The organism is Flavobacteriales bacterium (assembly GCA_013001705.1).
Classification (GTDB): Bacteria; Bacteroidota; Bacteroidia; order Flavobacteriales_D; family JABDKJ01; genus JABDLZ01.
Window position 1 is genome coordinate 1 of the sequence record JABDLZ010000111.1, and the last position, 7991, is coordinate 7991.

Here is a 7991-nt window from a genome sequence, read left to right on the forward strand (position 1 = left end):
CAGTCACACATTTATCCGGGTTGTGTTCGATCATCCATTTATCATTCATTCCATCCTCGGTGGGGGAGAATACGTTGGGGACCAATTGCAAAGTGCCATCTGAAGCTGTGGTCGCATAAAATTCCAGGGGAATATGAAGAGTGTCGGTCTCGAAGCATTTGGTGGTGGTCAATGTCAGATCCAGCAAATAGGGTTCTTCTCTCACATGCTCGCAATCCGGCACCCAGCATAAGGGAGAGCTGATCTGTTGTGTGCCGGAAGTATCTGAGAAAGTGGCCTCCGCATTCATCTGGAATATCTCCGAGCCAAAGTCGGCATAGATACTGAGGGTGTCCTGATAGTTCTCGTCAACAGCCGTGATATCCAGACATTGTATGGTATCAGCGATCACCACGTAGGTGTATTGTACCTGTGCCGGGGAGATGAGTTGAGTGGGCACATCATCGGGTAGTTGTACATAGATGGCCAGATTGAGTGTATCGGTCGAGATACTATCGGTACAGGCATTCTGTGACTGGGAGAGGAATAAGGCGGTATAGGGCGTGTCGCTGATCATATCGCAGCCCAAGCTGTCCCATCCGAGTATTCCTGAGAATATGCCCGGACCGATAGCCACTGTATCGAAAGTGGCCAGGATTTCATAGGTCCCATCGAATATCTCGCCCTCTATCAACTGCCAGACAGAATCCAAAGGATTGTCTGTGATGATGATATCGAGGTTATTCTCTTGGAAGGCATTGAAATAGACGGTATCGAAGTTCATGAATCCGACATAGGTGGGAGGCACATCTAGTTCACAGGTCGTACTGGGCAAAGCGATCTCTCTGCGCACTTCACCTATCTTGACTCCATCGCGATACTCTTCTACCAGTACGGCAAAGGCAAACACCCCTATATCATCGGGTGAGGCAGTGATCTCACCGGTCATCGGGTCGATGCTCATAGGAGGTGTGCCGCCAATAGGATCGGCCAGACTGTAGGGAGGCACCCAAGGGAAATCGTTGTAGGGCATAGGGCCTCCACCGTTCGGATTGGGATTGGCCAGTACAGCTAGGTTGCCGTAGATAGGGTTGTCCAGAGAATAGACCAATGAGTCTCCATCGGCATCTGTAGCCTCAAAGGCAAATTGATTGGTACTGCTCACACAGAAGTAACCATCGGCAGGGTAGGGCTGGAAGATCGGGCTGGAGTTCTCCAGAGCCGGGTCGGGTACGGTAGCGAAGAATACGATACCGCGGTCACCCGGCAATTCTATGTTGGAGATGATATCCGATCGGCAACAGCGTTCCCACACCAAGTAGTAGCCATTGGCATTGTCAGGGAGTTCGATCTCTTCTTCATAGGTGCCTATCTCCAAGCATATATCGGGGGTGAAACACTCATCTCCCAAAGTGGGGAAATCTGTGGGCTCATTGAGGAACATGGTCAACGTGAGACCTGTGTTGGTATTGGTACCCTGCTCATATACATTGAGGGTCACCATGTCATCCAGATCGGCAGCACTGGGTCCTGCATCACAGTCTCTGAAGAGTGTGAGTTTTACGTAGAATATGTTGGAATCCACATGTTGCACGGTGAGATCACCACCGAGGATATGGGCTGCTTGTGTGCTTAGAACAAGAAATGTGACGAGACATAAGGTGAGAAGTCTCAACATAGGAACAGATTTTGTCTGCTAAACATAGCCAATGAGATCCAGATGGTGACAGAAGAAATGGGTCATCCTGAGAATCTCAATACATTTAACGCCTTTATTCTACGACCATGAAACGACTTTACAGAATATTTTCAATCAGCCTCTTCATCGTGCTATTCAGCGCCTGTGTCAAGAACCCTGTGACCGGTAAAGGACAATTCGGAGTGATGTCAGAAGAGCGCGAGATCGCCATGGGGAAAGCCTATGACCCTCAGATCGTAGCACAATTCGGTCTCTATGTGGATGAGGACCTGCAAGCATATATCAATGCAAAAGGAAAGGAAATGGCCGCCATATCCCATAGACCCCAATTGGAATATGAGTTCAAGATCATGGATTCTCCTGTGGTCAATGCCTTTGCTGTACCCGGTGGCTTTGTCTACTTCACCCGAGGTATCATGGCCCATTTCAATAACGAAGCGGAATTTGCAGGAGTCCTGGGCCATGAGATCGGGCACATCACGGCACGTCACTCGGTGGTCCAGCAGCGCAATGCCACATTTGCCCAACTCGGATTGATCGCTGGTATGATCGCTGCACCTGAATTGGCCCAATTCGCAGAACCTGCTAGTGCCGGTGTGCAGTTACTCTTGCTGAAATTCGGCAGGGATGCTGAATCCCAGTCGGATGAATTGGGTGTGGAATACTCTACCAAGATAGGATATGACTCGCACGAGATGGCACAGTTCTTCAACACTCTGGCCCGTAAATCCGAGGATTCAGGAGCCGGTGAGATTCCCACATTCTTGAGTACGCATCCCAACCCTTTGAATAGAAAGGAGAATGTGCATGAATTGACGGAAGAATGGCAGGCTAATGTAGCCGAGTCGGACTTCGAGGTAGGTCGTAACAGCTATCTGCAGATGATCGATGGATTGGTCTATGGAGAAGATCCTCGTCAGGGATTTGTAGAGAATTGGGTCTTCTATCATCCAGACCTTGAGTTCGAATTTCCAGTACCCAACGGATGGCAGTACCAGAACAGTCCACAACAGTTCCAAATGGCACCTGCTGATGGGAAATCTCTGATGTTCTTGGCTTTAGCTCAAGGAACCGACCTACAACAGGCTGCTGGGCAGTTGATCGAACAGTATCAGCTCCAGGTCATATCCAATGAGAACGGTACGGTCAATGGATTTACTGCCATAGAGGTGATCGGACAGCAAGTGACACAGCAAGCTACGGCAGATACCCCTGCAGGAACACCTACCGTGAAGGCCAAGATCATGCTGATCAAGTACGATGGACGTATCTATCAGATCGTAGGGGCTTCTGCACCGGGTGATTTCAATAGCTATCAGTCTCAGTTCAATACCACCATGGGAGGATTCAAGAGATTGACCGATCAAAGCAAGTTGAATAGACTTCCTGAGCGTATCGATATCGTCTCGGTGAGCAGCACAATGACCCTTGAGCAAGCGCTTAGGTCAAAGGGTATTCCAGATTCTCGTCTGGAAGAGTTCGCTGTCTTGAATGGAATGGAGTTGAGCGATCAAATGGCCGCTGGAAGATTATTCAAGGTCATTTCTCAGAACTGACCGGCTGCCGATAATCAAGAGAGGAATACCCGTTCTACTTCTTGCCCACTTTGAATGAGCAGGATCCTAGACCATCTATGGTCGCTTCCAAGGTGTCACCGGGCTTGAGGTCGACTGTAGGCCCTATCGCACCCGTAAGGATGATATTCCCGGCACGCAAGGGCTTTCCGAGTTCACTCATCTTATTGGCCAGCCAGAGCAAGGCATTGATGGGGGAGTCCATGGAATTTCCAGCCTTTCCGGTGGAGACGACTTCTCCATTCTGCCTCAATTCCATACGTGCACGCTGTAAATCCACTTCGGTCAATCGAGTTGCGCGATCTCCGAGGACGAAATGAGAAGAAGAGGCGTTATCTGCAATGCTATCGGTGATACCTATATCCCAATCCTTGATACGGCTACCCACCACTTCGATACTGATGAAGGCGGCTTTGATGGAGCTGATCAATTTGAATCGGGTGATGGGGTGATCTGCAAGGTCTTCTTTCAGTACAAAAGCCACTTCAGCCTCCGCCTTGGGTTGCATGAGGTCTTTCCAGGCCACGGTGCCGCCATTCTCTATTCTCATGTCATCGAATAGGATACCGTAATCCGGTTGACTCACACCCATCTGGTCTTGGACCACCTTGGAAGTCAGACCGATCTTGGCACCGATAACAGACGCTCCATCCTTGACCCGCTGATCATTCAGCGCGGATTGGATATCATAGGCCCCTTGGATGTTGTCTTCACCAATGATATGGCGAATGGGTTGACATGGCTTCTTCTTCTCGACCGCATTCATCAGTAGGTCGAGCGCTTTTTTGTCTGTTGGCATAATTGTCAGGTGGACACCAAGGTACTAAAATTGATCAAATAGTCAGAAACCAGCCGCTGTATCATCTCCACGTGGGTCACCCACACCTATCAGACATTCTTCATCCACCAGAATGGCATCGACCCGTCCTATCGAAGGTCGCGTCTCCAATCTATGTCCCAGTTTCTGTAGTCCTTCTATGACCTCATAGTCCAAGCCTCCATATTCGTAAATGACCCTATCTGGCAGCCATTGATGGTGTACGCGCTTGCTTTTGATCGATTCTTCCAAGCTCATGCCGTGGTCGATGACATTGAGAATGTTCTGGAATACAGAAGTGATGATGGTCGCTCCACCAGGGGTGCCCAGGATCAGGAATACCTCGTCATCCTTCATCACTATGGTGGGAGTCATGCTGCTCAGCATGCGTTTACCCGGTTCTATGGAATTTGCTTCAGCGCCTACCAGTCCATACATATTGGGATGACCGGGTTTGATGGAGAAATCATCCATCTGGTTGTTCAGGAAGAATCCAGCACCTTCCACCATGACTTTGCTTCCATAGTTGCCATTCAGGGTGGTGGTCAGTGCCACCGTATTTCCTTCTTGATCCAGGATGGAGAAATGTGTGGTCTCCACACTTTCGATATGGTCCACTTCTCCTTCTTTAATGTCTTGTGAATTCGTTTTTCGAGACATATCGATAGTAGAGTTCCTCAGTTGGATATACGCAGGGTCGAGGAGGAGATAGTCTGGGACTTCCCAGAAATCCGGATCACCGAGATGCGTTGCCCGGTCTGCATAGACTCTTCGTTCCAGTTCCGTCATCAGATGAAGGGTGCTGACTGTATTATGGCCCATACTGTCCACATTGTAGGATTCGATTCCTTTCAGCAATTGAAGAAGGGCGATGCCACCACTGGAAGGTGGAGGCATAGAAAGAACAGTATGCCCGCGATAGCTTCCCACCAGGGGTTCCATCCAAGTAGAGGAGAATGCATCCAAGTCTTCTTGGGTGATGATCCCACCTCCAGAACGTATTTCTGCGAGAAGCATCTCTGCTGTCCGTCCTTTATAGAATCCATCTCTTCCGTTCTGAGATATCCGCTCCAAAGTGAGTTTGAGTTCGGGATTCTTTATGGTATCTCCTCCTTGCCAAGGAGAGCCACGATGCAGCCAGAGCATGTCTTGTTCATTGACCAATGAGAAGATCACTTGATGGTCGTTGAGCTTGTCAGCTTCCATTTCTGTAAGTGAGAAACCCTCATCGGCCAGACGGATAGCCGGGGCCATGAGATCTTCCCACGGCAAAGACCCTTTCTCTCGATGGAGCGTCACCATTCCATCTACCGTTCCAGGTACACCGATACTGAGATGACCGAGTGTCGAGGCATCCTCTATCACTTCGCCATCTGCATCCAGAAACATGTCCCTTTCGGCTTGAAGAGGAGCTTTTTCACGAAAGTTCAAGGCTCCCGGTCCCGTCTCGCTATCCACAAATACCATGAATCCGCCTCCCGAAATATTCCCTGCACGTGGATAAACGACTGCCAGTGCAAATTTCACAGCGACTGCCGCATCAAAGGCATTGCCTCCATTCTGCAGTACCTCCAGACCGACCTGTGTGGCCAGTGGATGAGCAGTCACCACCATGCCCGACTTGAGGCATGTGTCCATATCGGATGATCCTTGTTTCTTAGCTTCACTTTTGCAAGCGCTCAGCAACAAGAGTGACAACCCGTAGATATACAGTAGGGAGTGAAAGTGTTTCATAGATATTCAGTGCGATAAAGCTAGGATAATGGCCAAGATGGGAATCAAATTGATGAAGGATAAGCGGAAGAATAAATCGACTGCTTTTACTCGAGAAGAACGGGATGAACTGGGTCTAAGAGGTCTGCTGCCCTATGCTGTAAGTACGCAGCAGATGCAGGTGCAGCGCATACTGACCAATCTGAGAAGATTGGACGATGATCTGGACCGATACATGGCGCTGAATGCCCTCATGCACCGGAACGACAGACTGTTCTATCGAGTGATCATGGAGAATATCGAAGAACTCCTACCGATCATCTACACACCTACAGTGGGGGAGGCCTGTAGAAGGTTCTCCCACATATTCAGTCTACCCAAAGGATTCTATATCACGCCAGAAGATAAGGGGCGTATCTCGGAGATGCTCGAGAACTGGAATCACAGGAATATCGATGTCATCGTCATTACCGATGGTGAGCGGATCCTGGGTCTAGGGGACTTGGGAGCCAATGGAATGGGCATCCCGATCGGGAAGCTCTCGCTCTATACCGCCTTCGGAGGTATCGACCCCAATAAGACATTGCCTGTCATGTTCGATATAGGTACAGACAATGAAGCGATACGCAATGAGATGCTCTATTTGGGATATCCCTATCCCAGGCTCCGGGGAGAGGCCTATCTGGAACTGATGGATGAATTCGTGCATGCCGTGAAGAAGCGCTTTCCCGGAGTGCTCCTTCAATTCGAGGACTTCTTGACCCCCTATGCCTATGCGCTGCTCAATAGGTACAAGCATCAGATCCTGTGTTTCAATGACGATATACAGGGTACTGCCGCTGTCGCACTTGCAGGTATATATGGGAGCACCCATATCACGGGAAAAGCATTCAAAGACTTCAAGATCCTATTCCTAGGTGCAGGCTCAGCAGCTACCGGTATAGCTGATCTCACGCATTCTGCTTTCATCAAAGAAGGACTGAGTGTCAGGGATGCCTATTCACGTCTGTCATTCTGCGATAAGGACGGACTTCTTACACGCGATAGGGAAGATCTCATGGATCACAATAGACCCTATGTGCTGGATAGCGAATCGATGGATTTCATTCAGGCCATAGAAGCCATTCAGCCGGATATCCTGATAGGAGCCACTGGGGCCGGAGGGACCTTCACTCAAGAAGTGATAGAGAAGATGTGCGAAGTGAATGAGCGCCCGGTGATATTTGCTTTGAGCAATCCTACCTCACGAGCTGAATGTACCGCTGAGCAGGCCTATCGATGGAGTGATGGCCAAGCCATATTCGTGAGCGGTAGCCCATTCGGACCTGTGGAGCATAAGGGAAAGGTCTATCGCCCGGGGCAAGGGAACAATGCGTACATCTTCCCCGGTCTAGGGCTGGGACTCATCGCCAGTAAAGCACAGCGTGTAGAGGATGAGATGCTCATTGCAGCAGCCCGTGCGCTGGCCGATCAATTAGAATCTACCGACTTGGAGCAAGGAAGCCTCTACCCACCGCTCAATCGCATCAGAGAGGTGAGTCACGTTATTGCCAGTAGAGTGGCACAGACAGTCTACGATATGGGACTCACTACCAAGAGAAGACCCCGTAATCTGGAGGAGCGGATCGAGAAGATGATGTATGACCCCGAATACTGATCCGGTCATTTGAATTCTCTCCCTTTAAGAGAGAAATAGGCCATCAATGTGCTACTCGCGAGAATCACTGCGCCCACGGCATATGGAGCGCCCGGGAAATAGAATGGGGATGAATCAGAAATGGCGAAGGAGAATACAGTAGAGGCCAGAATCGGGCCGATGATGGCCGTGATGCTCACCAGGCCGGTCAAGGCGCCTTGTAAATTGCCCTGCTCATTATCCGGGACCTGATTGGAGACCAGGGATTGAAGCGTAGGTCCGGCTACACCACCTAAAGAGTAGGGGATGATGAAGGCATAGAGCATCCAAGGTTCACCGGCCACGGAGAAGAGGAACATTCCGATACTCCAGAGGATGAATCCTCCGATGATCACCTTTCGTTGACCGTAGATGGGAACGAGTTTACCGACCAAGAATCCTTGAGCAAATGAGACCATGATCCCTACGGCCATCAGACTATATCCGATCTCCGCTTCAGACCAACCGAATTGCTCGATGGTGAAATAACTCCAGGTGCTCGGTAATGCTTGTCCCGCCACATTGGCCAAGAAG

General features: G+C 49.9%; 6 protein-coding genes. 2 read left to right on the top strand and 4 right to left on the bottom strand.

Features of this window, described 5'->3' with window-relative positions; all coding sequences use genetic code 11:
• Positions 1 to 1657, bottom strand: a 1657-nt coding sequence (locus HKN79_04610; GenBank protein NNC82838.1) for a hypothetical protein, incomplete at its 3' end; no start/stop codon positions are given.
• 107 nt (positions 1658 to 1764) lie between these two features.
• Here HKN79_04610 and HKN79_04615 point away from each other — a divergent pair.
• Positions 1765 to 3234: a M48 family metalloprotease gene (locus HKN79_04615; protein ID NNC82839.1), complete on the top strand. Its 1470-nt coding sequence runs from the start codon at positions 1765 to 1767 to the stop codon at positions 3232 to 3234.
• A gap of 34 nt (positions 3235 to 3268) precedes the next feature.
• On the opposite strand, the gene HKN79_04620 is transcribed toward HKN79_04615, so the two are convergent.
• Positions 3269 to 4051, bottom strand: a complete 783-nt coding sequence (locus HKN79_04620) for a 2-keto-4-pentenoate hydratase (GenBank protein ID NNC82840.1) — start codon at positions 4049 to 4051, stop codon at positions 3269 to 3271.
• A 42-nt stretch (positions 4052 to 4093) separates the two neighbouring features.
• Positions 4094 to 5803 (bottom strand): gamma-glutamyltransferase, encoded by a 1710-nt coding sequence (ggt, locus tag HKN79_04625; protein NNC82841.1) that lies wholly within the window; start codon positions 5801 to 5803, stop codon positions 4094 to 4096.
• Between the two features lie 28 nt (positions 5804 to 5831).
• Here ggt and HKN79_04630 point away from each other — a divergent pair, with 28 nt between their 5' ends.
• Positions 5832 to 7439 (top strand): NAD-dependent malic enzyme, encoded by a 1608-nt coding sequence (locus HKN79_04630; protein ID NNC82842.1) that lies wholly within the window; start codon positions 5832 to 5834, stop codon positions 7437 to 7439.
• A gap of 5 nt (positions 7440 to 7444) precedes the next feature.
• On the opposite strand, the gene HKN79_04635 is transcribed toward HKN79_04630, so the two are convergent.
• On the bottom strand, positions 7445 to 7991 hold a 547-nt coding region (locus HKN79_04635; GenBank protein NNC82843.1), incomplete at its 5' end, for an MFS transporter.

Coding starts and splice junctions, on each gene's coding strand:
- HKN79_04615 (NNC82839.1), top strand. CDS start 1,765: ATGAAACGACTTTACAGAATATTTTCAATCAGCCTCTTCATCGTGCTA.
- HKN79_04620 (NNC82840.1), bottom strand. CDS start 4,051: ATGCCAACAGACAAAAAAGCGCTCGACCTACTGATGAATGCGGTCGAG.
- ggt (NNC82841.1), bottom strand. CDS start 5,803: ATGAAACACTTTCACTCCCTACTGTATATCTACGGGTTGTCACTCTTG.
- HKN79_04630 (NNC82842.1), top strand. CDS start 5,832: ATGGCCAAGATGGGAATCAAATTGATGAAGGATAAGCGGAAGAATAAA.